24 protein-coding genes are annotated in these 25,078 nt (G+C 62.8%); 17 read left to right on the top strand and 7 right to left on the bottom strand.

The window, feature by feature from the left end; all coding sequences use genetic code 11:
• Positions 1 to 82: 82 nt before the first annotated feature.
• A complete protein-coding gene (locus BM403_RS24295) occupies positions 83 to 853 on the bottom strand; it encodes a class I SAM-dependent methyltransferase (protein ID WP_012723915.1) in 771 nt (256 codons plus the stop codon).
• Between the two features lie 138 nt (positions 854 to 991).
• Here BM403_RS24295 and BM403_RS24290 point away from each other — a divergent pair, with 138 nt between their 5' ends.
• From BM403_RS24290 to BM403_RS24280, 3 genes are read left to right on the top strand one after another with little or no spacing between them, the layout of a single operon-like run.
• The gene (locus tag BM403_RS24290; RefSeq protein ID WP_012723914.1) at positions 992 to 1,513 is read left to right on the top strand and encodes a DUF3455 domain-containing protein; all 522 of its coding nucleotides are present in this window, start codon (positions 992 to 994) and stop codon (positions 1,511 to 1,513) included.
• Positions 1,514 to 1,563: 50 nt separating this feature from the next.
• Positions 1,564 to 2,079 (top strand): sigma-70 family RNA polymerase sigma factor, encoded by a 516-nt coding sequence (locus tag BM403_RS24285; protein ID WP_012723913.1) that lies wholly within the window; start codon positions 1,564 to 1,566, stop codon positions 2,077 to 2,079.
• The gene (locus tag BM403_RS24280; RefSeq protein WP_012723912.1) at positions 2,076 to 2,744 is read left to right on the top strand and encodes an anti-sigma factor; all 669 of its coding nucleotides are present in this window, start codon (positions 2,076 to 2,078) and stop codon (positions 2,742 to 2,744) included. Before BM403_RS24285 ends, BM403_RS24280 begins: the two co-directional genes overlap by 4 nt.
• On the opposite strand, the gene BM403_RS24275 is transcribed toward BM403_RS24280, so the two are convergent.
• A complete protein-coding gene (locus BM403_RS24275) occupies positions 2,745 to 4,046 on the bottom strand; it encodes an ATP-binding protein (protein ID WP_012723911.1) in 1,302 nt (433 codons plus the stop codon). It abuts the gene before it with no gap.
• Positions 4,047 to 4,049: 3 nt separating this feature from the next.
• A complete protein-coding gene (locus BM403_RS24270) occupies positions 4,050 to 4,751 on the bottom strand; it encodes a response regulator (RefSeq protein ID WP_093545385.1) in 702 nt (233 codons plus the stop codon).
• A 171-nt stretch (positions 4,752 to 4,922) separates the two neighbouring features.
• On the opposite strand from BM403_RS24270, the gene BM403_RS24265 reads away from it, so the two are divergent.
• From BM403_RS24265 to BM403_RS24220, 10 genes are all read left to right on the top strand, one after another.
• Complete coding sequence (locus BM403_RS24265) at positions 4,923 to 6,065, top strand: efflux RND transporter periplasmic adaptor subunit (RefSeq protein WP_093545382.1); 1,143 nt, start codon at positions 4,923 to 4,925, stop codon at positions 6,063 to 6,065.
• A gap of 6 nt (positions 6,066 to 6,071) precedes the next feature.
• Positions 6,072 to 9,164 carry an efflux RND transporter permease subunit gene (locus BM403_RS24260; RefSeq protein ID WP_012723908.1) on the top strand — a complete coding sequence of 1,031 codons (3,093 nt, stop codon included), beginning with the start codon at positions 6,072 to 6,074 and terminating at the stop codon, positions 9,162 to 9,164.
• A gap of 608 nt (positions 9,165 to 9,772) precedes the next feature.
• Positions 9,773 to 10,414, top strand: a complete 642-nt coding sequence (locus tag BM403_RS24255; protein WP_012723907.1) for a DUF1345 domain-containing protein — start codon at positions 9,773 to 9,775, stop codon at positions 10,412 to 10,414.
• A 73-nt stretch (positions 10,415 to 10,487) separates the two neighbouring features.
• Positions 10,488 to 11,327 carry an AraC family transcriptional regulator gene (locus BM403_RS24250; protein WP_093545379.1) on the top strand — a complete coding sequence of 280 codons (840 nt, stop codon included), beginning with the start codon at positions 10,488 to 10,490 and terminating at the stop codon, positions 11,325 to 11,327.
• Positions 11,328 to 11,381: 54 nt separating this feature from the next.
• Positions 11,382 to 11,969 carry a LysE family translocator gene (locus tag BM403_RS24245; protein ID WP_093545377.1) on the top strand — a complete coding sequence of 196 codons (588 nt, stop codon included), beginning with the start codon at positions 11,382 to 11,384 and terminating at the stop codon, positions 11,967 to 11,969.
• Positions 11,970 to 12,078: 109 nt separating this feature from the next.
• Complete coding sequence (locus BM403_RS24240; protein WP_093545458.1) at positions 12,079 to 13,146, top strand: LacI family DNA-binding transcriptional regulator; 1,068 nt, start codon at positions 12,079 to 12,081, stop codon at positions 13,144 to 13,146.
• Between the two features lie 82 nt (positions 13,147 to 13,228).
• Positions 13,229 to 14,011 (top strand): sugar phosphate isomerase/epimerase family protein, encoded by a 783-nt coding sequence (locus BM403_RS24235; RefSeq protein ID WP_012723903.1) that lies wholly within the window; start codon positions 13,229 to 13,231, stop codon positions 14,009 to 14,011.
• A complete protein-coding gene (locus BM403_RS24230) occupies positions 14,004 to 14,945 on the top strand; it encodes a sugar kinase (RefSeq protein ID WP_012723902.1) in 942 nt (313 codons plus the stop codon). The genes BM403_RS24235 and BM403_RS24230 overlap by 8 nt, the downstream gene beginning before the upstream one ends.
• Before the next feature lie 45 nt (positions 14,946 to 14,990).
• Positions 14,991 to 16,283 carry an MFS transporter gene (locus BM403_RS24225; protein WP_012723901.1) on the top strand — a complete coding sequence of 431 codons (1,293 nt, stop codon included), beginning with the start codon at positions 14,991 to 14,993 and terminating at the stop codon, positions 16,281 to 16,283.
• On the top strand, positions 16,280 to 17,257 hold the full coding sequence (locus tag BM403_RS24220; RefSeq protein WP_093545374.1) for a 2-hydroxyacid dehydrogenase: 978 nt from the start codon (positions 16,280 to 16,282) through the stop codon (positions 17,255 to 17,257). The genes BM403_RS24225 and BM403_RS24220 overlap by 4 nt, the downstream gene beginning before the upstream one ends.
• Before the next feature lie 73 nt (positions 17,258 to 17,330).
• Here the strand turns inward: BM403_RS24220 and BM403_RS24215 are convergent, their stop codons facing one another.
• Positions 17,331 to 18,956 carry a methyl-accepting chemotaxis protein gene (locus BM403_RS24215; protein WP_046033787.1) on the bottom strand — a complete coding sequence of 542 codons (1,626 nt, stop codon included), beginning with the start codon at positions 18,954 to 18,956 and terminating at the stop codon, positions 17,331 to 17,333.
• 236 nt (positions 18,957 to 19,192) lie between these two features.
• Here BM403_RS24215 and BM403_RS24210 point away from each other — a divergent pair, with 236 nt between their 5' ends.
• Complete coding sequence (locus BM403_RS24210) at positions 19,193 to 20,620, top strand: nucleobase:cation symporter-2 family protein (protein WP_093545372.1); 1,428 nt, start codon at positions 19,193 to 19,195, stop codon at positions 20,618 to 20,620.
• A gap of 12 nt (positions 20,621 to 20,632) precedes the next feature.
• Positions 20,633 to 21,094, top strand: coding sequence for an LEA/WHy family protein (locus tag BM403_RS24205; protein WP_012723897.1), 462 nt, complete (start codon positions 20,633 to 20,635; stop codon positions 21,092 to 21,094).
• A 200-nt stretch (positions 21,095 to 21,294) separates the two neighbouring features.
• Here BM403_RS24205 and BM403_RS24200 read toward each other — a convergent pair whose 3' ends face one another.
• Positions 21,295 to 22,221 (bottom strand): carbon-nitrogen hydrolase family protein, encoded by a 927-nt coding sequence (locus tag BM403_RS24200; RefSeq protein ID WP_093545369.1) that lies wholly within the window; start codon positions 22,219 to 22,221, stop codon positions 21,295 to 21,297.
• Between the two features lie 90 nt (positions 22,222 to 22,311).
• Between BM403_RS24200 and BM403_RS24195 the strand changes: the two genes are divergently transcribed.
• A complete protein-coding gene (locus BM403_RS24195) occupies positions 22,312 to 23,232 on the top strand; it encodes a LysR family transcriptional regulator (protein WP_093545455.1) in 921 nt (306 codons plus the stop codon).
• On the opposite strand, the gene BM403_RS24190 is transcribed toward BM403_RS24195, so the two are convergent.
• On the bottom strand, positions 23,204 to 23,458 hold the full coding sequence (locus tag BM403_RS24190; RefSeq protein WP_003190904.1) for a hypothetical protein: 255 nt from the start codon (positions 23,456 to 23,458) through the stop codon (positions 23,204 to 23,206). The genes BM403_RS24195 and BM403_RS24190 overlap by 29 nt on opposite strands.
• Before the next feature lie 163 nt (positions 23,459 to 23,621).
• Between BM403_RS24190 and BM403_RS24185 the strand changes: the two genes are divergently transcribed.
• Entirely contained in the window at positions 23,622 to 23,942 is a 321-nt protein-coding gene (locus tag BM403_RS24185; RefSeq protein ID WP_010172915.1) for an ElaB/YgaM/YqjD family protein, read from the top strand.
• A 50-nt stretch (positions 23,943 to 23,992) separates the two neighbouring features.
• Here the strand turns inward: BM403_RS24185 and BM403_RS24180 are convergent, their stop codons facing one another.
• Positions 23,993 to 25,030: an Ldh family oxidoreductase gene (locus tag BM403_RS24180; protein ID WP_093545367.1), complete on the bottom strand. Its 1,038-nt coding sequence runs from the start codon at positions 25,028 to 25,030 to the stop codon at positions 23,993 to 23,995.
• Positions 25,031 to 25,078: the final 48 nt, after the last annotated feature.

Raw genomic sequence — 25,078 nt, 5'->3', positions numbered from 1 at the left:
CTGCGGCCTTATAAATTTCTGGCCGCAGGATAGCGATTTTTCTTATAACGACTTATATCAATATGATCTGACTTTATGCCTTTTAGCTCAGGCGATGGCAGACGTAGGCTTGGGTTTGATACGGAAAGGCAACCGTGTCACGCCCCTTCAACGCCGGGTGGGTGTCGATCAGCGCTTGCAATTGCGCGGTGACACTCGCCTTGGGCCCATCAGCCAGCGCGGCGATAAAGCTCACGGAGAGGAAGCGATCCATGATCACCTCCTGAGGGCTGCCGACATGGTTGTAGGGAAAACAGGTCACGTCGGGGGCGGAAAAGTACATGCCGTTGAAGGCCTCGCGCCAGAGCCCGGTATGAAAACGCGGGGTGTCGCCCTCGTAGGGCGTGATGATGTCAGTGATGGCTGCGACCCAATCCACCGACTCATCGCGCACGTTCCACACCAGGCCCAGGCGGCCGCCGGGCTTGAGCACGCGATGGATTTCCGCCAGGGCAGCCTCGGTGGAGAACCAGTGGAATGCCTGGGCGCATACCACCGCGTCAGCGCTGGCGGAAGGCAATGGGATGGATTCGGCGGTGCCATTGACCAGGCGCACATCCGGCAGCAGTTTGCGCAACTGCGCGCCCATCGCCGCCACGGGCTCGACGGCGGTCAACGTCGGCGCCAGGGTGCTGAGCAAACGGGTGAACTTGCCGGTGCCGGCACCCAGGTCAACCACGCTCGACTGTGCGTCGATGCGCAAGGTCTCGGCCAGCCAGCCCGTGAGTTGCCTTGGATAATCCGGCCGACCTTGGGCGTAGGTCACGGCCTGGGTAGAGAAACCTTGTTGAGCAGACGTGTGAACACCAGTCATTGCCAATCTCTCCTCGGGTAAAGCGGGGGCACAGTGTGCGCCCTCCCGCGTTTATTTTCTAATCGCTGCATCCAATCGTGCGTGCCATGGGTAGTCCTTTCAGTCACCCCGCTGTTTTACTGAAATGGAGAAGTACCCATGAACGCTAAAGCACTGTTCTGCCTCACCGCCCTGCTCGCCGCCGCACCCGCAGCCTTTGCCCAGACCGGCTTGCCCGACAGCATCAAAGTGCCGGACGGCCACAAGGTGGCGCTGGAGACCACCGGCGTCGGCGAAATCACCTACGAGTGCCGCGACAAAGCCAACGCCGCCGGCCAGACCGAATGGACCTTCGTCGGCCCCAAGGCCGTGCTGAATGACCGCAGCGGCAAGCAAGTCGGCACCTATTTCGGCCCGCCCGCCACCTGGCAGGCCAAGGACGGTTCGACAGTCACCGGCACCCAGCTGGCCGTGGCGCCGTCCGGTGCGGGCAACCTTCCCTACCAACTGGTCAAGGCCAACCCGGCCGAAGGCAAGGGCGCGATGAGCGGTGTGAGTTACATCCAGCGGGTTGCTTTAGAGGGGGGCGTAGCACCGAACAGCGCGTGCACGGCGGCCAACAAGGGCAAGCAGGAAGTGGTCAAGTACAAGGCTGATTACATCTTCTGGGCAGCCAACTGAACAAATACGGCTACGCTGCCCCCAATGACGTTGGTTGGGGGGAGCACCGCGTGTTTGATTACGAAGCCTGTCTGCTGGCCTGCGCCCGTGGCGATCAACGCGCCTTGCGCGCGCTCTATCAGCAGGAAAGCAGCCATCTGCTTGGCGTGGCGCTGCGTATCGTCAGGGACAAGTCCCTGGCCGAAGATATCGTGCATGACGCGTTCATCAAGATCTGGCGCGGCGCCGGCAGCTTTGACCCCAGTCGCGGGTCGGCCCGTGGCTGGGTGTTCAGCGTGACCCGGCACCTGGCGCTCAACGTCGTGCGTAACCATTATCGCGAAGTCCCGTTGGGCGACGAACATGAGCCAGTCGCTGCGACCGACACCTTTGAGTTCAGCGCACGCACGGGGCAAGTCCACACCTGCCTGGAGCAGCTCGACCCGACCCGTCGCACGTGCATCCTGCATGCCTATGTCGACGGTTATTCCCACAGCGAAATCGCCCAGAAACTCGACACCCCGCTGGGGACCGTCAAGGCCTGGATCAAACGTAGCCTCGCCGCGCTGCGGGAGTGCATGACATGAGCAACCCACTGGACGAACTGGCCAGCGAATACGTGCTGGGCACCCTGCCTGGCGAACAACGCGCGGAAGTGGAACAGCGCCTGAGCCACGACGCCGAGTTACGCGCCGCAGTGGACGCCTGGGAGCAACGCCTGTTGCCGTTGACCGCCTTGGCGGAGCCCGTGCCCCCCTCCTCTGAGTTGTGGCCACGCATCGAACGCAGCACCGCCGGCGCCCGCACACCTTGGTGGGACCTGCTCGCCGTATGGCGTGGCCTGGCCGGTGCCGGGCTGGTGGCTACGCTGGTGCTGGCCGCGCTGCTGCTGACCCGTCCGCCCAACCTGGAACCCAGCTTTGTGGTGGTGCTGGTGGCTCCGCAAAGCCAGGCCCCGGGCTGGGTGATTCAGGCCAGCAATAACCAGCAGATTCAGTTGATCCCATTGGGCGTGATGGACGTACCGGCGGACAAGGCCCTGCAGTTCTGGACCAAGGGCGATGGTTGGCAAGGGCCGGTGTCGCTGGGGTTGGTCAAACCCGGCCAGACGCTGTCGGTGCCGTTGGACAAGTTGCCGCCGCTGACGCAGAACCAGCTGTTCGAACTGACCCTGGAAGACCCGCGCGGCTCGCCGACCGGCAAGCCCACCGGGCCGATCCAAGCGATCGGCCGCGCCGTCAAAGTGCTGTGATCAGGCGACGCTGGGCAACCACACCCGGAACCGTGCGCCGCCCAATGGCGACGCCAATGCGGTCAAGGTGCCGCCCTGGGCCTCCAAGGCGCGCCGGCTGATGGCCAGGCCCAGGCCGAAACCGCCGGTGGCGCGGTCACGGCTGCGGTCCAGGCGGTAGAACGGCTCGAAGATGCGTTCACGCTGATCGAGCGGGATGCCGATACCGTCATCGTCGACCCAGATTTCACAGCCCTTGGGGCACACCTTGACGCCCACCTGGATGCGTTTGTCGCAGTAACGCGTGGCATTGCGCAGCAGGTTCTGCAAGGCACGAGCGGTGAGGCGCGGATCAAGACTGAACCGCTCCACGGCGCAATCGAGCGCCACGTCGATGACGATCTCGGGGTTTTCCAGTTCGTCATCGACGCTGCCAAGCACACTGTCGATAAACTCATCGAGCACCACCTCGACCCGCTCCGGCAGTTGCGCCGGGTTTTGCAGGCGGCTGTAGGAAAGCAGCTCCAGCACCAGTTCATCCAGCTCGCGGATATGCGCCACCAGGCTTTGCAGGCGTTCGCGGCTGGCCTCGGGCAAGTCTTCGGAAAGCGCCAGGGCCAGGCCGAAATCCAGGCGTGTGAGCGGTGTGCGCAGTTCATGGGAGACGGCGTTGAGCAGGTCGCGCTGCTGGTTGAGCAGGTGCTCGATGTCGTCGGCCATGGTGTCGAATACCGAGGCCAGACTGCCGATGCTGGAGCTGGCCGGGATACGCGTGCGCTCGGCCAGGTTGCCCTGGCCCAATTGCCCGGCGGTGCTTTTCAAGCGCTCGAGGTCGCGCCAGTGCGGACGCAGCCACACCAGCAGGCACGCCAGCAGCGCGGCGACGATCAGCACGTTGATGGCCCAGTACAGCACGTTCATGTCCATCGGATCCGGCGGGATCGTCAGTTTGACCACGAATTGCTCATTGATCGGCGAGCTGATTTCCTCCATCCAGCCCCATTCCCCAAGGCGCACCACCGATTTGCCTTGCTCCAGCAGTTTTTCCTGCGCGGGGCTATAGCTGGCGTCCTGGCGCAGCAGCAACTGCACTTTGAGCGGCGCGAAGTCGTGGCCCAATTGCTCGGTCACCTGTGACCAGCGTTCCACCGGCGCCCGCAGGTATTGCTTGACGATCAGCTTCTGCTGGCCGCGGGTCTGCTCGATGTTGTAGTTCATGTAGCGGTGTTCAAACAGCTGGATCACCAGCGAGGGGATCAAGTAGATCGCCAGGCTGTAGGTGACGATGGTGATCAGGTAGAGGCGCAGCAGTACACGAAACATGGCTCAGCATTCCCACTCGGAACGGCTGAACAGGTAGCCCTTGCCCCACACCGTCTTGATCTTGCGCGCCTCACCGGCGTTGTCATCGAACTTGCGGCGCAGCTTGGAGATGGCTACATCCACCGAACGGTCGGTGCCGTTGAACTCGATACCGCGCAAGCGCTGCAGGATCTGGTCGCGGCTGAGCACTTCGCCGGCGTGCCGCGCCAGCACCACCAACAGGTTGTATTCGCCGCTGGACAGCTCCACCGACTGCTCGCGCCAGGTCACGGTGCGTTCCGACAGGTCGATGCACAGGTTGCCCATGATGATCTGGTCGTTGGCCGCCTGGGACTCGGACAAACTGCTGCGCCGCAGCAATGTACGGACACGGGCGAGCAGCACACGCGGCTCGCAGGGTTTGGTCACGTAATCGTCGGCGCCCATTTCCAGGCCCAGCACCTGGTCGTGGCTGTCGTCGCGGGCGGTGAGCATCAGGATCGGCAAGCCCGCCGAATCGGCGCGCAACAGGCGGCACACCTGCAGGCCGTCGAGGCCGGGCAGCATCAGGTCGAGGATCACCAGGTCCGGCGGGTTCAAGCGGGCGCGTTCGCGGACGTGGTCGCCGCGGCTGAGCACGCTGACTTGGTAGCCATTGCGTTCCAGGTAGCTGGCAATCAGCTCGGAGAGTGCGGCGTCGTCTTCCACCAGGAGGATGTTGGGCATGGTGTTTCCAAATAATGCGGTTTGTTGGTGTGGTGCAGGATTGTGCAAGGATATACGCCCCCGGCGCCCCGCGCGCCGCACCTTACATTTCTTCACACACGGCCTACACAGCTTCACAGCACCACGGCGCAGGTGACTTTAGGATGCGCCAGTCAATATTGGGATAAGAGCATGTCGAAGAATCTGTTTGCGCCGTTTTGCCTGCTGGCCCTCACCCTGGCGCTGAGCGCGTGTGACAACTCCGCCGCCGAGGCACCGGAAATGCCCCTGGCCAAAGTGCGCATCGAAACCCTCGCCGCCAAGCCCCTGTCCATCACCAGCGAACTGAGTGGGCGCATTGCCGCGCCGCGCATTGCCGAAGTGCGCGCACGGGTCGCCGGCGTGGTGATGCAGCGGGTGTTCAAGGAAGGCCACGACGTGAAACAGGGCGACGTGCTGTTTCGCATTGACCCCGCGCCGTTCAAGGCCGATCTCGACAGCGCCCAGGCCAACCTGAGCAAGGCCGAGGCCAATGCCTTCCAAGCGCGCCTGCAAGAGCAGCGCTACAGCCAGTTGGTGGAAGGCAACGCCATCAGCGGCCAGGACTACGACAACGCCCGCGCCGCCGTGCGCCAGACCAACGCCGAGGTCGCCGCCAACAAGGCGGCGGTCGAGCGCGCCAAGCTGAACCTGGGCTACGCCACCGTGACCGCGCCGATTTCCGGGCGCATCGGCCGGGCGCTGGTGACGGAAGGCGCACTGGTCGGCCAGAACGAGGCCACGCCGCTGGCGATCATCCAGCAACTGGACCCGATCCACGCCGACCTGACCCAGTCCACCCGCGAGCTGAATGATCTGCGCCGGGCCTTCCGCGCCGGCAGCTTGAAGCAGGTCGGCCAGGACCAGGCCAAAGCCACGCTGATCCAGGACGACGGCAGTCTCTACCCATTGCCGGGCAAATTGCTGTTCGCCGAGATCAGCGTCGACCCCGGCACCGGGCAAATCATCCTGCGCAGCGAATTCCCCAACCCGGACCTCGACCTGCTGCCCGGCAGCTTTGTACGGGTGCGCCTGGAACAGGCCGTCGACAAGCAAGGCATCAGCGTGCCGCAACGCGCCATCACCCGTGACAGCGCCGGCATTCCGATGGTGCTGCTACTGGACGCCGAGCAAACGGTGACCCAGCAACCGGTGGAGTTGGGCGCGGTGATCGAGGACCGCTGGATCGTCAGCAGCGGCCTCAAGCCCGGTGACCGTATCGTCGTCGAAGGCCTGCAACATGCGCGCCCCGGTGAAAAAGTTGAAGTGGACGCTAGCCCGCTCGTAAAGGAATAACCTGTCATGCCGCAGTTCTTTATTGACCGCCCGATCTTCGCCTGGGTGGTGGCCCTGTTTATCCTGCTGGCCGGCGCGCTCGCCATCCCGCAACTGCCGGTGGCGCAGTACCCCAACGTCGCGCCGCCGAAAGTCGAGATCTATGCGGTGTACCCGGGCGCCTCGGCCCAGACCCTGGACGAAAGCGTGGTCAGCCTGATCGAGCAGGAGCTCAACGGCGCCGATCACCTGCTGTATTTCGAGTCGCAGAGCAGCCTGGGCTCGGCCACCATCACCGCGACGTTCCAGCCGGGCACCAACCCGGAAATGGCTCAGGTTGACGTGCAAAACCGCCTCAAGGCCGTGGAACCGCGCCTGCCGCAAGCGGTGACCCAGCAAGGTTTGCAGGTGGAGAAAGTCTCCGCCGGCTTCCTGCTGCTGGTGACCCTCACGTCCAACGACGGCAAGCTCGATGACGTGGCGCTCAGTGACTACCTGGCGCGCAACGTGATGAACGAACTCAAGCGCCTGGACGGTGTGGGCAAGGCCCAGCTGTACGGTGCCGAGCGCGCCATGCGCATCTGGATCGACCCGCAGAAACTGATCGGTTTCAACCTCACCCCGGCCGATGTGAACGCCGCCATCAGCGCGCAGAACGCCCAGGTGTCTGCCGGCAGCATCGGTGATTTGCCAGGGACGAACAGCCAGGAAATCACCGCGGCGGTGCTGGTCAAGGGCCAGTTGTCGACGCCGGCCGAATTCGCCGACATCGTGCTCAAGGCCAACCCGGACGGTTCCACCGTGCGCATCGGCGACGTAGCGCGAGTGGAAGTCGGTAGCCAGGAATACCAGTTCTCCACGCGCCTGAACGGCAAACCGTCCACCGCGGTCAGCGTGCAACTATCACCGGGTGCCAACGCGCTGAACACTGCGACGCGGGTGCGGGCGAAGATGGACGAGTTGTCGCGCTTCTTCCCGGCCAATGTGGAATACAAGATCCCGTACGACACTTCTCCGTTCGTCAAAGTCTCGATCACCAAGGTGGTCTACACGTTGCTCGAGGCGATGGCGCTGGTGTTTGCGGTGATGTTCCTGTTCCTGCAGAACGTGCGTTACACGCTGATCCCCACGCTGGTGGTGCCGATTGCGTTGATGGGCACCTTCGCGACCATGTTGTTGCTGGGCTTCTCGATCAACGTACTGACCATGTTCGGCATGGTGTTGGCGATCGGCATCCTGGTGGACGATGCGATCGTGGTGGTGGAAAACGTCGAGCGGATCATGGCCACCGAGGGCCTGTCGCCCAAGGACGCGACCAAGAAGGCCATGGGCCAGATCACCGGTGCCATCGTCGGCATCACGCTGGTACTGGTGGCGGTGTTCCTGCCGATGGGGTTCATGGCGGGTTCGGTCGGGGTGATCTATCAGCAGTTCTCGCTGTCGATGGCCACCTCGATCCTGTTCTCGGCGTTCCTGGCCCTGACCTTGACCCCGGCCCTCTGCGCCACCTTGCTCAAGCCGATTGCCAAGGGCGAGCACCACGCCAAGGGCGGTTTCTTCGGCGGGTTCAACAAGCGCTTCGAACAGCTCACCGACCGCTATGAAGGCTGGGTGGCCTACGCCCTCAAGCGCAGCGGTCGCTACCTGTTGATTTACCTGATGCTGCTGGTTGGCCTGGGATGGATGTTCAGCCGCCTGCCCTCCTCGTTCCTGCCGGTGGAAGACCAGGGCTACACCATCACTGACATCCAGTTGCCTCCGGGTGCGAGCAAGAACCGCACGGTGCAGGTGGCCGAGCAGATCGAAGCGCACAACGCCGGGGAGCCTGGGGTGGGTGATACCACCATGATCATGGGGTTCAGCTTCTCCGGCTCGGGGCAGAACGCGGCGCTGGCGTTTACCACGCTCAAGGATTGGTCGGAACGCAGCAGCGATGACTCTGCGTCCTCGATTGCCGACCGTGCCAACATGGCCTTCAGCGAGCTCAAGGACGCGATCGCCTATGCGATCCTGCCGCCGCCGGTGGATGGCCTGGGCACGTCCAGCGGCTTCGAATTCCGCTTGCAGGACCGTGGTGGTGTCGGCCATGCCGCCTTGATGGCGGCGCGCACCGAGTTGCTGGCCGCCGCCGCAAAAAGCCCGATCCTGGCCAACGTGCGCGAAAGCGCCCTGGCCGAGGCCCCGCAAGTGCAGTTGGAGGTGGACCGCAAGCAGGCCAACGCGCTGGGCGTGTCGTTTGCCGACGTCGGCAACGTGCTGTCCTCAGCCATCGGTTCGGCCTACATCAATGACTTCCCCAACCAGGGCCGCATGCAGCGGGTGGTGGTGCAGGCCGAGGGTGACCAGCGCAGCCAGGTGGCGGACTTGATGAAGATCAACGTGCGCAACAACGCCGGGAAGATGGTGCCGTTGTCGGCGTTTGTCGAAGCCAAGTGGACCCAGGGCCCGACGCAGTTGACCCGTTACAACGGCTACCCGGCCATCGCGATTTCCGGCGAAGCGGCACCGGGGCACAGCACCGGTGAGGCGATGGATGAGATCCAGCGCCTGGTCAGCCAGTTGCCGGCCGGCCTGGGCCAGGAATGGACCGGATTGTCGCTGCAGGAGCGCCTGTCCGGCGCCCAGGCACCGTTGCTGCTCGGCCTGTCGCTGCTGATCGTGTTCCTGTGCCTGGCGGCATTGTATGAAAGCTGGTCGATTCCGACCTCGGTGTTGCTGGTGGTGCCGTTGGGCGTGCTCGGTGCAGTGGTGGCCGTCTCCTTGCGCGGCATGCCCAACGATGTGTTCTTCAAGGTCGGCTTGATCACCATCATTGGCTTGTCGGCGAAAAACGCGATCCTGATCATCGAGTTTGCCAAGGACCTGTACGACCAGGGTGAAGACCTGATCACCGCCACCTTGAAGGCTGCGCGGTTGCGCTTACGGCCGATCATCATGACGTCCCTGGCGTTCATCCTCGGCGTGGTGCCGCTGGCAATTGCCACGGGGGCCAGCTCGGCCAGCCAGCAGGCAATCGGTACCGGGGTGATCGGCGGGATGATCACCGCGACGCTGGCGGTGGTGTTTGTGCCGGTGTTTTTTGTGGTGGTGATGAAGCTGGTCAAAAAAGGCCCCAAGTAGACACAGGTAAAAATGTGGGAGGGGGCTTGCCCCCGATGACCATAGGCATCTACACAACGCAGTAGCAACCACACTAACCACGATGCGAAGCGAGTCGCTGTTGATCTCGATCTTGACCCTGCTTTTGATCTCAGGCGCCCCGTCAAACACGCTGGCCGGAATTCGACAGGGATTTGGGGGGTAAACCGGCAGGGATGCCGGTTTAGCCGCCCCGCGCCATGGATGGCGCGTGGCGGCGGCCCCCCAAATCCCTGTCGGATTACGGGCACACCGAGCGTGAGCGAGGTGCCGAGTGTTGGGGCGAAGCGTTTTTGGTTACTTTTGGCGCTCTTCCAAAAGTGACCCGCTGTAAGAGCGGAACCATAAGCCGCCGTTACCTAAATAACGGATATGTACCCGGTCTGATCCAACATCCTGGTCGTCTGCCAGGCCGCCACGGGAGCAAGCTCCCTCGCCACAGGTCCGACGCCCTACCCAGAATTGTGTAACAGTCACCTGATGAATCGACTGACACACCGCTATCGGGAGCAAGCCCCCTCCCACAAGGGTTATGGGTTGTATTCGGGATCAGGTACAGTCTACTGACACCTCGTCAGCTGTGAGTTTCTATGCCCTTCCTGGCCCGCACCCACCCTCGCCTGTCCGCCGCCGCCGTGCTCGGCCTTGCCGTGGGCCTCCTGGCGCCGGCCGACACCCTCGTCAGCAAAATCCTCATCGGCTGGAACGCCGGGGTCTGGACTTATCTGGTGCTGATGCTGTGGCTGACCCGCCGCGCCAAGGCCGAGGACGTGAAGCGCATCGCCGAGGTCGAAGATGAAAACGCCGGGCTGGTGCTGTTCACGGTGTGCATCGCGGCCATTGCCAGCCTGGCGACCATCACCTTCGAACTGGTCGGCAGCAAAGACCTGGCCACCTCCGAACGCCTGCTGCACTACGGCTTTACCGGGCTGACGGTGATCGGTTCATGGCTGCTGATCGGGGTGATTTTCAGCGTGCATTACGCCCGCCTGTATTACACCTGGGACGGCAAGGAGCCGGCGCTGCGCTTTGCCGAAGGGTTGCTGACCCCCAATTATTGGGACTTCCTGTACTTCTCTTTCACCATTGGCGTGGCGGTGCAGACCTCTGATGTGGGCGTCGCCACCCGAGGCATGCGCAAGGTGGTGCTGGGGCAATCGCTGATCGGGTTTCTGTTCAACACAGCGATCCTGGGTTTCTCGATCAATATCGCCGCCGGGCTGTTCGGCTGATGCTGCACAAACCTTCTAGACGCCCACCCAGCGCTGGGCGCTAATAGCCTCACGTATTTCACCTCGGTGAGTCATGGCCGCGCACAATTGGATCGATCTGTCACAGGACGCCGACACCGGCATCGAGACCCTGCGCGCGCATTTTGAGGGGCATGCCTACGACCCCCATTGGCATGACAGCTACCTGATCGGCGTCACCGAACAAGGCGTGCAGCAATTCAACTGCCGCCGCACCCGCCACAACAGTGTGCCGGGCCAGGTGTTCCTGGTGGAGCCCGGCGAACTGCATGACGGCAACGCGCCCAGCGCGGACGGCTTCACCTACCACATGCTCTATCTCGACCCACTGTGGTTGGCGCGGGAAGTGAGCACGGTGTTTGAAGAGGCACCACTCGATAGCCAACTGAGTTTCGCCAGCACCTTGACCAGCGACCCACGCCTGGCCCTGGCCACCAGCCAGGCCTTCCAAACCCTGCACAGCGGCGAGCTGCGCATCGTTCGCCAGCGCGCCATGGACCAATTGCTGGAACGCCTCACCGGCCAACTCTACTGGCGCACCCGCTACCGCGAAGACCCGCGTCTGCCGCGAGTGGCGCACAAGGCCCGGGAATACCTGCATGCCCACCTGCACGTTGACGTGGGCATGGACGAACTGGCCCTGGCCTGCGGCGTCGACCGCTTCCGCCTGACCCGCGCATTCAAAAGCGCGTTCGGCCTGCCGCCGCACGCCTACCTGGTACAGCTGCGCCTGGCGCGTGCCCGGCACTTGCTGGCCAGGGGTGAGCAACCGGCGGAGGTGGCGATTGCCCTGGGGTTTGCTGATCAAAGCCATTTGGGACGCTGGTTTGTGCGTGCCTACGGCCTCACGCCCGCCGCGTACCGCAAGCGCTGCTCAAATCTTCCAGACAGATGACACGCCGGACAGTGAAGATCGACTCCATCGATTGGTTTTTCGGAGTCACCTGCCATGTTGTCATTTATGTTGTTCGCCTTTGTCGCCTCCATCACTCCCGGCCCTACCAATATCCTGGTGCTGAGTAACAGCGCGCGGTATGGATTGAAAGCCACGCTGCCCATCATTCTCGGCGCCTGCTTCGGGGCGGCGGGCCTTGTATTGCTGGTGGGGACCGGCTTGGGCCAGTCACTGGCGCACTGGCCCAACGTGCAAATGGCGCTGCAATGGATGGGGGTCGCCTGGCTGAGCTACCTGGCCTGCCAGATCTTCAGAGCGCCCGCGCAGGCCATCGAAGTGGCTGCAAGCGAAAAGCCTCTTGGCCTGATCGGCGGCGCCAGCCTGCAGTTGATCAACCCGAAAACCTGGATGATGGCGCTCGCGGTGGTGAGTGTATTTGCCGGCCACGGTGCCGAGCGCCACAGCCAGGTGGTGTACTTATCCCTGGTGTTTTGCCTGATATCGATGCCCTGCCTGGGGACGTGGGCGCTGTTGGGTGCAGGCGCCTCGCGGGTGTTCCGGTCGGCCACCGCCATGCAACGTCTCAACCAAGGCATGGCCTTGCTGCTGTTAGTCGCGACTTGGTTGAGTGTGCTGGTCTGAACATACCGGTCATCTGGCATTGCCCTTCGTCTTCTTGACGACTTTCCTCATTTAATGGTCTCCTGAAACCGGTTTCAGTCATTCCAATAAAAATAGAAGGTCGATGACCGTGAACAACTTTTCCGCCGCCCAGCGCAGCCGCGTGACCATGCTCGACGTCGCCGAGCGCGCGGGCGTGTCCAAAGCCAGCGTGTCGCGCTTTATCGGCGATGACCGCGCCCTGCTCTCCGACGCCATCGCCCTGCGTATCGAACACGCCATCGAAGAACTTGGCTACCGCCCCAACCAGATGGCCCGTGGCTTGAAGCGCGGCCGCACCCGCCTGATCGGCATGCTGGTGGCCGATATCCGCAACCCCTATTCCATTGCCGTGATGCACGGCGTCGAAACCGCCTGCCGCCAGCACGGCTACAGCCTGGTGGTGTGCAACACCGACCGTGATGACGAGCAAGAGCGCCAGCACCTCGCCGCGTTGCGTTCGTACAACATCGAAGGGCTGATCGTGAACACCCTCGGCCATCACCTCGACCAACTGTTGGAACTGCAACGGGAAATGCCCCTGGTGCTGGTGGACCGCAAGGTCGAGCCGCTGCACAGCGACCTTGTCGGCCTGGACAACCCGGCAGCAGTGCGTATGGCGGTGGATCACCTGGAGCAACAGGGTTATCGCCATGTGCTGCTGGTGAGCGAAGCCCCCGATGGCACCAGCTCGCGGTTGGAGCGCCTGGACAGTTTCAAGGCCGAGATTGCCCGCCGCCCGGCACTGACTGGTGCGGTGCTGGAACTGGATGGCGAATTGGAAAATCGTCTGGAAACCTTTCTCGCCAACGCCGGCCCCAAGGCCCTGTTTTGCGCCAACGGCGTGGCGGCGCTGACCTGCACCCGAGCCCTGAAAAACCTGGGCTGCAACCTGTTCGAGGATGTCGGCCTGATCGCCCTGGATGACCTTGATTGGTACCCGTTGGTAGGCAATGGCATCACCGCCCTCGCCCAGCCGACCGAGGCCATCGGCGCCACCGCGTTCGACTGTTTGCTCAAGCGCTTGCGCGGCGACACTGAGCCGACCCGCACCTTGGATTTCTTGCCACGACTCATCATCCGAGGCTCAACCCAACTCCCCGTGGAAGTCGGGCTTGCTCGCGATGACGGTGCTTCAGGCAAGCACCTGGCCACCTGACACACCGCCATCGCGGGTAGGCCCAGCGCCCACTTGTTAATTTTGCGCACAAAAATGAAACCGGTTTCAGAGGTAAACAACAATGCATAAGTACCCCGTCTCCATCAGCCTTTCCAGCTACGGCGCCGACCTTGTCCGCCAGCAGGGCCAATTGAGTTTTGTCGCGCTGCTGACGGCCGCCGGCGCCCAACGTATCGAATGGCGTGAAGAATTGCTGACCGTTGAACACCCCCACGAACTGGCCCAGGCCGCTGCTGAGCAGGGTCTGGAGTCGGTGTTCTCATCGCCCCTGGAACTGTGGGTCGCCGGCCGCGCCCAACCGAATGCCGAGCTGGGCGCGACCCTGGACCGCGCGCAGGCCTTTGGTGCGCGCTGGCTCAAGGTGTCCCTCGGTTATTTCACCGACACCAATGACCTGGAAAGCCTGCACGCCCTGCTCAACCGCCACCCGGTCCGACTGCTGGTGGAAAACGACCAGACCTTGCACGGCGGTCGGATCGAGCCGATGCAGCGTTTCTTCACCGCAGTCGAGCGCCTCGGTTTACCGGTGAAGATGACCTTCGATATCGGCAACTGGCAGTGGCAGGACCAGTCCGCCCTCACCGCCGCGCGCCTGCTGGGCCGGCATGTGGATTACCTGCACTGCAAGGCCGTGGCGCGCCGCGCGGACGGCAAGCTGGTGGCCCTGCCGCCTGGCGCCACCGACCTGCATCTGTGGGAACAACTGCTCAAACACATGACTCAAGGTATTACCCGGGCGGTGGAATTTCCGTTGCAGGGCGATGACCTGGTCGCGGTCACCGCGCAGCAAGTTGCCGCCCTCGCCCTGCTGGGCCAACCCCGTGCGGAGAATGCGCATGTCTGAGATCGATATCCTCTCGTTTGGTGAAACCATGGCGATGTTCGTCGCCGAGCACACCGGCGACCTCGCCCAGGTCGGGCAGTTTCACAAACGCATTGCCGGGGCCGACAGCAACGTCGCCATCGGCCTGTCACGCCTGGGCTTCAACGTGGCCTGGCTGAGCCGGGTGGGCAATGACTCCCTCGGGCGTTTTGTGGTCGACACCCTGAGCAAGGAAGGCCTGGATTGCCGGCATGTGGCGGTCGACCCGTTGCACCCCACCGGCTTTCAGCTCAAATCCCGCGAAGACGCCGGAGACGATCCCCAGGTGGAGTATTTCCGCAAGGGTTCGGCGGCCAGCCACTTGTCCGTTGCCGCGATCAGCCCAGCCTTGCTGAAAGCCCGCCACCTGCACGCCACGGGCATTCCGCCGGCGTTGTCCGAAGCGACACGCGAATTGTCCGTCGAGCTCATGACACAGATGCGCAAGGCCGGGCACAGCGTGTCGTTCGACCCCAACCTGCGGCCATCGCTGTGGGCCAACCAACAGACGATGATCCGCGAAATCAACGCCCTCGCCGGCCTGGCCGACTGGGTCCTGCCGGGGCTGGGCGAAGGCCGTTTGCTCACCGGTCTCGATGACCCGGCCGACATCGCCGCGTTCTACCTCGACCAGGGCGCCGAAGCCGTGGCGATCAAGCTCGGCCCGGACGGCGCCTACTACCGCACCCAGATGGACCAAGGTTTTGTCGCCGCCGTGCGCGTGGAAAACGTGGTGGACACGGTCGGCGCCGGCGACGGTTTTGCCGTGGGCATGATCAGCGCCCTGCTGGAAAACCTCAGCTTCCGCGAGGCGGTACAGCGCGGTAACTGGATCGGCAGCCGCGCCGTGCAGAGCCGCGGCGACATGGAAGGCCTGCCCAAGCGTTCAGAGTTACCCAGTCGATCCGTTGCATAACTCACACCCTGTTGCCACAACTACAACAAGCTCAGGAGCAACCCCATGGACACCGTGAAACTCGCCACCCGCCGTTGGTGGTACATCATGCCCATCGTTTTTATCACCTACAGCCTGGCGTACCTGGACCGCGCCAACTACGGCTTCGCCGCCGCCTCCGGGATGGCCGAAGACCTGATGATCACCCCCGGCATGTCGTCGTTGCTGGGGGCCCTGTTTTTCCTCGGTTACTTTTTCTTCCAGGTGCCGGGGGCGATCTACGCGCAAAAGCGCAGCGTGAAAAAGCTGATTTTCGTCAGCCTGATCCTCTGGGGCGGCCTGGCCACCCTGACCGGTGTGGTCTCCAACGCCTACATGCTGATCGTGATTCGCTTCATGCTCGGCGTGGTCGAAGCCGCGGTGATGCCGGCGATGCTGGTGTACCTGTGCCACTGGTTCACGCGTGCCGAACGTTCGCGCGCCAATACCTTCCTGATCCTCGGCAACCCGGTGACCATGCTGTGGATGTCGGTGGTCTCGGGCTACCTTGTGCAGCATTTCAGCTGGCGCTGGATGTTCATCATCGAAGGCCTGCCGGCGGTGCTGTGGGCGTTTATCTGGTGGAAGCTGGCCGATGAGCGTCCAAAGGATGCCAAGTGGCTCAGTGACAGCGAAAAGCACAACCTGGAAACCGCCCTGGCCGCCGAACAGGTGGGCATCAAGGCGGTCAAGAACTACGCCGAAGCCTTCCGCTCGCCCAAGGTCATCATCCTGGCGCTGCAGTTCTTTTGCTGGAGCATCGGCGTGTATGGCTTTGTGCTGTGGCTGCCGTCGATCCTCAAGGCCGGCTTGCAGATGGACATGGTCGAAGCCGGCTGGCTGTCGGCGCTGCCTTACCTGGCGGCGGTGATCGGCATGCTGCTGGTGTCGTGGGGCTCGGACAAGCTGCAAAAACGCAAACGCTTTGTGTGGCCGCCGCTGCTGATCGCCTCCATCGCGTTCTATGCCTCCTACGCGCTCGGCGCCGAACACTTCTGGTGGTCCTACACCTTGCTGGTGATTGCCGGCGCGTGCATGTACGCGCCTTACGGGCCGTTTTTCGCGATTGTCCCGGAAATCCTGCCGGCCAACGTCGCCGGGGGCGCCATGGCGCTGATCAACAGCATGGGCGCCCTCGGGTCGTTCGGCGGTTCGTACCTGGTGGGTTACCTCAATAGCAGCACCGGCTCGCCCGGCGCTTCGTACCTGCTGATGAGCGGCGCGTTGATGCTGTCGGTGGTGCTGACGATTTTTCTCAAGCCCGGCGCCAGTGACCGCACGCCGGAGCCAAACCTGAAATTGAAGGTAAAGACCGCATGAAAAAGTCTGTCGTGTTGTACAAAAAACTCTCCGCGCCGCTGATGGCCCGCCTGCATGAGCAGGCCGAGGTCACGCTGATCGAAACGCTGGACGACACCGGCCTGGCCAAACTGCGCGATGCCCTGCCCTACGCCCACGGGTTGCTGGGTGCCAGCCTGCGCCTGGATGCGCAACTGCTGGACCTGGCACCGCAACTCGAAGCGATCGCCAGCGTGTCGGTGGGCGTCGACAACTACGCTATCGACTACCTGACGGCACGCGGCATCCTGCTCAGCAACACCCCGGACGTGCTCACCGAAACCACCGCCGACACCGGCTTTGCCTTGATCCTGGCCACTGCCCGCCGCGTGGTCGAACTGGCCGATATGGTGCGCGCCGGCCAGTGGAGCAAAAACATCGGCCCGGCGCATTTCGGCAGCGACGTGCATGGCAAGACCCTGGGCATCATCGGCATGGGCCGCATCGGCGAAGCCTTGGCCCAACGCGGGCATTTCGGATTTGGCATGCCGGTGATCTACTACAGCCATTCACCCAAACCGGCGGTGGAGGCCCGTTTTGGCGCGCAGTACCGCAGCTTGAACGACCTGCTGCAACAGGCCGATTTTGTCTGCCTGACGCTGCCGCTCACCGCGCAGACCGAGAAGCTGATTGGCGCCGATGAGTTCGCGCGGATGGGCCCGGAAACGATCTTTATCAATATCTCGCGGGGCAAAGTGGTGGATGAAGCTGCGCTGGTGGAGGCGTTGCAACAGCGCACGATCCGGGCGGCGGGGTTGGATGTGTTTGAGAAGGAACCACTGGATCACGATTCGCCGTTGTTGCGCTTGAACAATGTGGTGGCCACGCCGCATATCGGCTCAGCCACCCATGAGACGCGCGAAGCAATGGCCACGTGTGCGGTGGATAATCTGTTGCAGGCGTTAGCCGGGGAGCGACCAAAGAACCTTGTGAATGCAGCAGCTTGGAAACACTGATCCTACTGTAGTGAGCGAGCTTGCCTCGCGCGGGGCAAGCCCGCTCACTACAAAAAGCAGGTTCCTGACGCATTCAGATCACAAACCGCGCCACCATCCCATTCAAATCCACCGCCAGCCGCGACAGCTCATGGCTGGCCGCGCTGGTCTGGTTGGCCCCCGCCGCCGACTGAGTCGCCAGGTCGCGGATGTTCACCAGGTTGCGGTCAACTTCACGGGAAACCTGGGCCTGTTCTTCCGACGCGCTGGCAATCACCAGGTTGCGTTCGTTGATCAGGCTGATGGACTGCGTGATCTGCTCCAAGGCGACGCCGGCGGCGCGGGCCATTTCCAGGGTGCCCTGGGTGCGCTGGTTGCTCTGCTGCATGGACTGCACGGCTTCACCGGTGCCGTTCTGGATACCGGCGACCATTTTCTCGATCTCCTGGGTCGACTGCGCGGTGCGATGGGCCAGGGCCCGCACTTCGTCGGCGACCACCGCAAACCCACGCCCGGCTTCACCGGCACGTGCCGCTTCGATGGCGGCGTTGAGCGCCAGCAGGTTGGTTTGCTCAGCAATCGCGCGGATCACGTCCAGCACTTTGCCGATGTCACGGCCTTGGGTGGCCAGGCCTTCGATCATCGCCGCCGTGTTCTGCACGTCCAGGGTCATGGTCTGGATCGCGCCGACGGTTTCCATCACGCGGTCGCGGCCTTCGCGCGCAGCTTGGTTGGACTGCCCGGACGCTTCGGAAGTCGACACCGCATTGCGTGCCACCTCCTCCACGGCCGCCGTCATCTCGTTGACCGCCGTGGCCGCCTGGTCGATTTCATTGTTCTGTTGCTGCAAGCCTTTGGAGGCCTCTTCGGTGACCGCGCTCAGCTCTTCAGCTGCAGACGCCAACTGGGTGGCCGATCCGGCGATGTGCTGGATGGTCTGGCGCAAGTTGGCTTGCATGGTGGACAAGGCACTGAGCAACCGCGCCGGTTCGTCCTTGCCGTCGTCTTCGATGGTTTTGCTCAGGTTGCCACCGGCGATGGTTTCGGCCACTTCCACGGCTTTGCGCAGTGGGGTGACGATGCTGCGGGTGAGCAACCAGGCCAGCAACACGGTGAGCAATGCGGCGGCCACCGAGACCACGATGACGCCGGTGATGGCGCCCTGGTAACTCTGCCCGGCTTCAGCGTCGGCTTGCTTGGCATCCGCCGCATTGAGGGCGATCAGTTTGTTCAACTGCTCGCCCATCTGGTCGGTGCCGTCCTTGATCCGTGTATTGATCAAGGCGCGCATTTCATCCACCTTGCCTTGCTTGGACAGCACCAGCATATCGGCCTGGGCCTTGAGGTAGTTGTCCAGGGTGGTGACAAACGTCTTGTACAGCGCCGCCTCCTCCGTCCCCATAGGCAACGCCGCATAGCCGGCCTGGGCGGTTTTCACCTTGTCCGCCAGCACGCCGATGCGGGTTTCGGCTTCCTGCAGGCCGGCGGGTTCGCGGTTGACCAGTACACGGAACGACAGGATGCGCAGGCGTAATACGTTTTCCGTGATGTTGCCGAGGAAGGTCACGCTAGGCAGTTGCGTGGCGCTCATGTCCACCGAGGACTGACGGATCTGCGTCATGCGGTTGACCGCAAACACCCCCAGTAAAATCACTAACAACGCAATGAAGGCGAAACCGAGAAACGCTCGAGGGGCAATATTCAGCTGACGGAGGGACATAGGCGGGGTGCTCTCAGAAATTGTGTTTGCGAGCGTCCCTGCCGCGAAACGATCCGTCAGCGTCAACGCGCTGCCCAGACCTTGGTCACCACTGTTGTCATTGGAATGTGGGCCTATAAGCGTTATCGGCCGGGCCTTGGATTTTGCGCAGGGGGGTTATAAATATTTATTTACACTTCTGAGCATAGGCAGTTTCTGGCATCCTGCGCCTCCCTTTTCTGACCCGAGCCCGCATTTTGTCTGACGCTCAAGCCCCCCGCCCGCGCTATAAATCCGACTTGATCTACGGCCTGGAAGACCGCCCGCACTTCACCGCAGCGGTTTTTGCCGCGTTGCAGCATGTGCTGGCCAGTTTTGTCGGCATCATCACCCCCACGCTGATCGTCGGTGGCGTACTCGGCCTGGAAAGCGAAGTGCCGTACCTGGTGAGCATGGCGCTGTTTGTGTCGGGGCTCGGCACCTTCGTGCAGGCGCGCACGTTCGGCCCGATCGGCTCCGGGTTGCTGTGCCTGCAGGGCACCAGTTTTTCCTTTATCAGTGTGATTCTCAGCGCGGGCTTCATGGTCAAGGCTCGCGGCGGCGGCAGCGATGAGATCCTCTCGACGATTTTCGGCATCTGCTTTTTCGCCGCCTTTATCGAAGTGGCGCTCAGCCAGTTCATCGGCAAGCTGCGCAAGCTGATCACCCCGGTGGTCACCGGCACCATCATTACCTTGATGGGCTTGTCGTTGATCAAGGTGGCGGTCACCGACATGGCCGGCGGCTTTGGCGCCAGCGACCTGGGCGCCGCGAGCAATATGGGGCTGGCGGCGCTGGTGCTGCTGACGATCGTGGTGCTCAACCGCTTCAACAACCCGTTCCTGCGCCTGGGTTCAATCGTGATTGGCCTGACGTTGGGCTTTGTTGTGGCCTGGCTGCTGGGCCGTGTGGACATGGCGGCGTTGCCCCAGGTGCCATTGATCAGCGTGCCGGTGCCGTTCAAGTACGGTTTCTCGTTCGACTGGGTGGCGTTTATCCCGGTGGCGGTGATCTTCCTGATCTCGCCCCTGGAAGCGGCCGGTGACCTGACCGCCAACTCGATGATTTCGCAGCAGCCGGTCAAGGGCCCGCTGTACATCAAGCGCATCAAGTCCGGCCTGCTGGCCGACGGCCTCAACTCGGCGATGGCCGCCACCTTCAACAGTCTGCCGATGGTGACCTTCGCCCAGAACAACGGCGTGATCCAGTTGACCGGCGTGGCCAGCCGCTACGTGGCGTACTTTATCGCCGGCCTGCTGGTGCTGCTGGGCCTGTTCCCGATGATCGGCGCGGTATTGCAACTGATGCCCAAGCCGGTGCTGGGCGGCGCCACGTTGATCATGTTCGGCACCGTGGCCGTGGCCGGGATCAAGATCCTCGCCGAAGCCGGGCTGCACCGGCGCAATGTGCTGATCGTGGCGATCTCCCTTGGCATGGGCCTGGGTGTCGCCGCCGTGCCAGAAGTGCTGCGCGAGCTGCCCAAGGCGCTGCATAACATCTTTGAATCGCCGATCACCGTGGGCGCGTTCTGTGCAATCCTGCTGAACATTTTCCTGCCGGAAGAGTTCATAGAGCTGGAAGAAGATGAATTTGATCCGGAGTCCTCTACCCTCAAAGTCATGCAGGACCCGGACGTCACGAAATAGGAGCACTTTTAGATGCGCAAGCTCATGGTTCTATCGCTGTTGCTGCTGACCCTGAGCGCCTGCGCCCTGTTCCCCAACCGCGACCCGGTGAATATCAACGTGGTGGGCATCGAGCCCCTGCAAAGCCAGGACTTGGAAGTGCGCTTCGCCGTGAAGCTGCGGGTGCAGAACCCCAATGAAACGGCAATCGACTACAACGGCGTGGCCCTGGACCTGGAGGTCAATGGCCGGCCGCTGGCGTCAGGTGTGAGTGATCAGAGCGGCTCCATTCCACGCTTTTCCGAGACGGTTCTGACGGTGCCGGTCAGTGTTTCGGCATTCTCCGTGTTACGTCAGACCCTGGGCCTGAGCCAGACCCAAAGCTTGAACAACCTGCCCTACGTGCTGCGAGGCAAACTGGCGGGCGGGCTGTTCGGTACGATGCGCTTCGTCGACCGTGGGACGCTGGACCTGCCGAACACCGCGACGTGGTAAAGCCGCCTGAAATCGATCTTGTGTAACCTGTGGCGAGGGAGCTTGCTCCCGTTGGGCCGCGAAGCGGCCCCGGCTCTTTACTTGAAAGACTGGGACTGCTGCGCAGTCCAACGGGAGCAAGCTCCCTCGCCACAGGTACACTATTCGCCCTTAAGTGACTGGCATCAGGGCTCACCCCCCTCCCACATTTCGACCGTGTGTCAGTCAGTGATAGAGCGCACGCCCGGCTTGGCGCGCTCATCCACGATCAACTCGAACACATCCGGCCGAGCGTAGTGGCCCACCACGTCATAGTCGTAACGCGCACGCACCAGGTCGTCCGTGTTGATCTGCGCCGTCAGCAGCCCGGCTTCGCCCTGCAACGGTCCGGCGAGGATGTCGCCCATGGGGCCGATGATCACGCTGCCACCGGCGATCAACGGGCGCTCAGCCGGCCAGTTGGCAACCTCGACGCCCAACGCCTGCGGCGATGCCTGCACCTGGCACGCACTCACCACAAAACAGCGGCCTTCATGAGCGACATGGCGCATGCTCACTTGCCACATCTCGCGCTCGTCCACGGTCGGCGCGCACCAGACCTCTACGCCCTTGGCGTACATTGCCGTGCGCAGCAGCGGCATCATGTTTTCCCAGCACACCGCACCGCCGATACGCCCCACCGCCGCGTCGATCACCGGTAACGTCGAGCCATCGCCCTTGCCCCAGATCAACCGCTCGGTGCCGGTGGGCATCAGCTTGCGGTGCTTGGCCACCAAGCCACCGATGGGTTCGAAGTACAACACCGTGCAGTAGAGGGTGCTGCCGCTGCGCTCGATCACGCCGAGTACCAGGCTGGCGCCGGTACGGGCGGACAAACCGGCCAGCGCCTCGGTCTCCACGCCGGGTACGTCGATCGCGTTGGCAAAGTAGCGCGCATAGGCTTCGCGGCCTTCGGGCAGGCGATAACCCAGTTGCGTGCCGAAGCTTTCGCCTTTGGGATAGCCACCGAGCAGCGCCTCGGGCATCACCACCAATTGCGCGCCACTGCGCAGGATCTCCGCCTCGTAGCCAAGGATTTGCGCCAAGGTCTCGGCCTTGCCACCCGGCAACGCGCCTATCTGTAAAGCGGCCACAGTAGAAACAGGCATCACACACACTCCGAATAATAGGGTTGCCCATTCTCCGGCCAGCCTCGATCATGAATAAAGCCCACTTCAATGCTGAATGATATGAGCCACATGAATATCGCAAACGTTGACCTGAACTTACTGAAAACCTTCGAGGCCCTGCACGATGAGTCCAGCGCCAGTCGTGCGGCGCTGCGCCTGGGTGTGACGCAATCGGCGATCAGTGCCGGCCTGCGGCGTTTGCGCGATGTGTATGGCGACCCGCTGTTTGTGCGCACCGGCCGGGGCCTGGCGCCGACCTTGCGCGCCAATCAGTTGAAACCGGTGATCAGCGAAGCGCTGGACCGTTGTCGGCAAAGCCTGGCGATGATCGATCCACAGACCCCGCACTATCAGGGCCGCTCCGTGGTGGTGGGGTTGTCGGATGATTTCGAGATCGCTTACGGCCGCCGACTGATGGAGGCCATCGCGCAGCGCCTGCCGAAACTGCGGGTGATTTTCCGTCAGACCCACAGCCAGATCGTCGGCAACGCCCTGCTTGATCGCAGCCTGGATATGGCGATCACGGCGGGAGGTTTTGCCGAACGCCGGCTGAGTCGGCGGGTGCTGGGAGAAGGCGATTACGCTTGCCTGGTCGACCCCAACAGCCTGGCGCCGGGCCAGCAAGGCATCAGCCTGGACGAGTTCGTGACACGCGAGCATGTGCTGGTGTCGTCAGGCGGGTTTGTCGGGATTACCGATGAGGGGCTCGCGGCGCTGGGGCTGAGCCGCCAGGTGTGTGCGTCGACCAGCCACTTTGCCGCGCTGGCATTTCTGCTCAAGGGCAGCCAGGCAGTGGCGACCATTCCGGGGCATGCCGCCGAGGCCATCGCCAGCCTGACAGGCTTGCGCACACTGCCCTGCCCGCTGGCACTGCCGCGTTACCCGGTGGAACTGGGGTGGCTGACCCAGGCCCAACTGGATCCGATGCTGCTCAAAGTGCGCGAGGCGATTGTCGCCAGCTTTACTTCGCCGCCGCCATCAACTTGTTGACCTCACTGCGCACCATGTTGGAGAACTCCGGCGGCGACATGCCGTCCAGCTCCGCACGGACCCATTCGGCCCACTTGCCCTTGCGTTTGGCACGCTCGCCGAACAACCGCGCCGCCTCACCCTTGGCCTTGCCCAAGTTGGTTTGCCACAGGTCGTAGAGACGGGACTTTTCATCTTCCAGCTCGGCGCGTTCGGCGAGGGTCTTGTTGGCCAGATTGAAGCTCATGTTGAATTACCTGCTGCACAAATAGGCGACATCTTACACTGTAGGTCGAAATTTCTTGATTCGGATTGCAGCTGAAAAGGCTGCCGGGCAAAAAAACTGCAACTTTTGCCTCAGCCCGAGACTCCATTGTTCACTGCCACCTTTACCTGCAAGGAGTCACACAATGGCCCGTAAATCTGCCGCGCAAGCCGTCGAAGAGCAAATCAAGGATCAAGCGTTCAGTGAGCTGACTGCACTGATCGAGGAATCGGACAAACTGCTCAAGAGCAGCGCCTCCCTGGTGGGCGAAGAAGGCGAAACCCTGCGCGAGCAGGTCGCCATCAAGCTCAAGCAAGCCCTGGACTCGGTGTCCAATGTGCGCGAGCGCAGCAAGCCTGTGGTCGATGCGACCGAAACCTACATCGGTGGCCATCCATGGCAGACCGTGGCCATTTCTGCAGGCTTTGGCCTAGTGGTCGGCCTGTTGTTGGGCCGCCGTAACTGATCCACGTTTGCCCGCGAGGGTGCCGCCCGGCGCCCTCGCGATCATGTGCATCATTCCCCCGCCAATCGGTACAAGTTCGCCACGTCTTCGGCGCCAATGGCGATCCCGTTTTCCATGGATTTTTCTCGCTGGCGATGACGTCGGTCACCCGGCAGACGCTTGAGCCCCACGCCGTGCATCTGGCGCACCAATTCCTGGCTGCGTTCGGCAAAGCCCTGCCCGGCCGATTTGCTGGGGTCGATCAGAATCACCAGCTGTCCGGTCCAAGGCGTCCTGGCGCCTGGGTGGCCTGACCAATCAAACTCGAACGAAAAATTACCCCCGGTCAGCGCTGCAGCCAGCAGTTCGACCATCATCGACAACGCCGAGCCTTTGTGCCCGCCGAAGGGCAGCAAGGCGCCCCCCTCAAGGATGGCTTTCGGGTCTTGGGTGGGCTGGCCGAGGCTGTCCACGCCCATGCCCAGTGGCAAACGTTCACCCTTGCGCGCGGCGATCTGCACGTCGCCGTGGGCGATTGCGCTGGTGGCCAGGTCGAACACCAACGGTGGCCCGTCGGCACGGGGCGCAGCGAATGCAATCGGGTTGGTGCCAAACAGCGGCCGGTCGGCGCCATGCGGCACCACGCAGGTCATGCTGTTGACCACGCTGAGCGCGACAAGGCCTTCTTCGGCAAACGGCTCGACATCCGGCCAAAGGGCAGCGAAGTGATGGGAGTTGCGGATCGCCAGCACCGCAATCCCGGCGCTGCGTGCCTTGTCCACCAGCAGCGCGCGCGCGGCGTGCAGCGCCGGCTGGGCAAAACCATTGGCCGCATCGACCCGCACAAACCCACTGGCGACGTCTTCAACGATGGGCACCGCCTTGCCGTTGACCCAGCCACTGTCCAGCGTCGACACATAACCGGGGATGCGGAACACCCCATGGCTATGGGCACCGTCGCGCTCGGCGTTGGCGCAGTTTTCGGCCAATACCTGGGCCACTGTTTCAGAGGTGCCGTGGCGGATAAAGATCCGCCGCAACAGCTGGGTCAACTGCGCACTGCTGAGCCGCGTGAGCGAAGGTTCTTGGTCCAAAGGCGATGCTGACATCTGTAGCTCCCGTTTAATTATTGGAATCGGCAACTGCGTACGAACAAT

Source organism: Pseudomonas sp. OV546, assembly GCF_900116845.1.
Taxonomy (GTDB): Bacteria; Pseudomonadota; Gammaproteobacteria; order Pseudomonadales; family Pseudomonadaceae; genus Aquipseudomonas; species Aquipseudomonas petroselini.
Note: the sequence above shows the minus strand (reverse complement) of the source record. Positions and strands in the feature narration are given on the sequence as shown.

Coding starts and splice junctions, on each gene's coding strand:
- BM403_RS24235 (WP_012723903.1), top strand. CDS start 13,229: ATGCATAAGTACCCCGTCTCCATCAGCCTTTCCAGCTACGGCGCCGAC.
- BM403_RS24280 (WP_012723912.1), top strand. CDS start 2,076: ATGAGCAACCCACTGGACGAACTGGCCAGCGAATACGTGCTGGGCACC.
- BM403_RS24255 (WP_012723907.1), top strand. CDS start 9,773: ATGCCCTTCCTGGCCCGCACCCACCCTCGCCTGTCCGCCGCCGCCGTG.
- BM403_RS24180 (WP_093545367.1), bottom strand. CDS start 25,030: ATGTCAGCATCGCCTTTGGACCAAGAACCTTCGCTCACGCGGCTCAGC.
- BM403_RS24245 (WP_093545377.1), top strand. CDS start 11,382: ATGTTGTCATTTATGTTGTTCGCCTTTGTCGCCTCCATCACTCCCGGC.
- BM403_RS24275 (WP_012723911.1), bottom strand. CDS start 4,046: ATGTTTCGTGTACTGCTGCGCCTCTACCTGATCACCATCGTCACCTAC.
- BM403_RS24220 (WP_093545374.1), top strand. CDS start 16,280: ATGAAAAAGTCTGTCGTGTTGTACAAAAAACTCTCCGCGCCGCTGATG.
- BM403_RS24205 (WP_012723897.1), top strand. CDS start 20,633: ATGCGCAAGCTCATGGTTCTATCGCTGTTGCTGCTGACCCTGAGCGCC.
- BM403_RS24265 (WP_093545382.1), top strand. CDS start 4,923: ATGTCGAAGAATCTGTTTGCGCCGTTTTGCCTGCTGGCCCTCACCCTG.
- BM403_RS24190 (WP_003190904.1), bottom strand. CDS start 23,458: ATGAGCTTCAATCTGGCCAACAAGACCCTCGCCGAACGCGCCGAGCTG.
- BM403_RS24250 (WP_093545379.1), top strand. CDS start 10,488: ATGGCCGCGCACAATTGGATCGATCTGTCACAGGACGCCGACACCGGC.
- BM403_RS24215 (WP_046033787.1), bottom strand. CDS start 18,956: ATGTCCCTCCGTCAGCTGAATATTGCCCCTCGAGCGTTTCTCGGTTTC.
- BM403_RS24230 (WP_012723902.1), top strand. CDS start 14,004: ATGTCTGAGATCGATATCCTCTCGTTTGGTGAAACCATGGCGATGTTC.
- BM403_RS24270 (WP_093545385.1), bottom strand. CDS start 4,751: ATGCCCAACATCCTCCTGGTGGAAGACGACGCCGCACTCTCCGAGCTG.
- BM403_RS24225 (WP_012723901.1), top strand. CDS start 14,991: ATGGACACCGTGAAACTCGCCACCCGCCGTTGGTGGTACATCATGCCC.
- BM403_RS24290 (WP_012723914.1), top strand. CDS start 992: ATGAACGCTAAAGCACTGTTCTGCCTCACCGCCCTGCTCGCCGCCGCA.
- BM403_RS24195 (WP_093545455.1), top strand. CDS start 22,312: ATGAATATCGCAAACGTTGACCTGAACTTACTGAAAACCTTCGAGGCC.
- BM403_RS24295 (WP_012723915.1), bottom strand. CDS start 853: ATGACTGGTGTTCACACGTCTGCTCAACAAGGTTTCTCTACCCAGGCC.
- BM403_RS24260 (WP_012723908.1), top strand. CDS start 6,072: ATGCCGCAGTTCTTTATTGACCGCCCGATCTTCGCCTGGGTGGTGGCC.
- BM403_RS24185 (WP_010172915.1), top strand. CDS start 23,622: ATGGCCCGTAAATCTGCCGCGCAAGCCGTCGAAGAGCAAATCAAGGAT.
- BM403_RS24200 (WP_093545369.1), bottom strand. CDS start 22,221: ATGCCTGTTTCTACTGTGGCCGCTTTACAGATAGGCGCGTTGCCGGGT.